Raw genomic sequence first — 546 nt, forward strand, 5'->3', positions numbered from 1 at the left:
TTTCAGGTGGCCCAGAAAGCACGACTGAAAATGATAGCCCACGTGCACCTGAATATGTCTTTAAAGCAGGTGTACCCGTTTTAGGTATCTGCTATGGCATGCAAACCATGTCAATGCAGCTAGGTGGTGCAGTTGAAGTTTCTGGCGAGCGCGAATTTGGTTATGCCAAAGTTGAAGTGACTGAGCCATGTGATCTGTTCCGTGACATTCAAGACTCTCTAAGCGAAAATGGTACTCCAGTACTGGATGTTTGGATGAGCCATGGTGATAAAGTGACAGCAATTCCAGCTGACTTTAAAACTATTGCCAGTACGCCAAGCTGCCCGTTCGCTATCATGGCAAATGAAGAGAAAAAATTCTATGGTGTGCAATTCCATCCTGAAGTAACTCATACTTATCAAGGCCTGAATATTCTAAAACGCTTTGTGCAAGAAATTTGCCATTGTGAAGCGCTATGGACGCCAGCTGCCATTATCGATGACACCGTAGCTCGTCTAAAAGAACAAATCGGTGATGATCACGTTATATTGGCACTGTCAGGTGGTG

General features: G+C 44.7%; 1 protein-coding gene. It reads left to right on the plus strand.

Annotation, left to right across the window (positions count from 1 at the left end; translation table 11 throughout):
• The coding region (gene guaA / locus ABN217_RS20130; RefSeq protein WP_349459988.1) for a glutamine-hydrolyzing GMP synthase at positions 1–546 on the plus strand (546 nt) is incomplete at both ends.

The sequence above is a fragment of the Proteus sp. fly-1067 genome (assembly GCF_040139345.1).
Classification (GTDB): Bacteria; Pseudomonadota; Gammaproteobacteria; order Enterobacterales; family Enterobacteriaceae; genus Proteus; species Proteus vulgaris_B.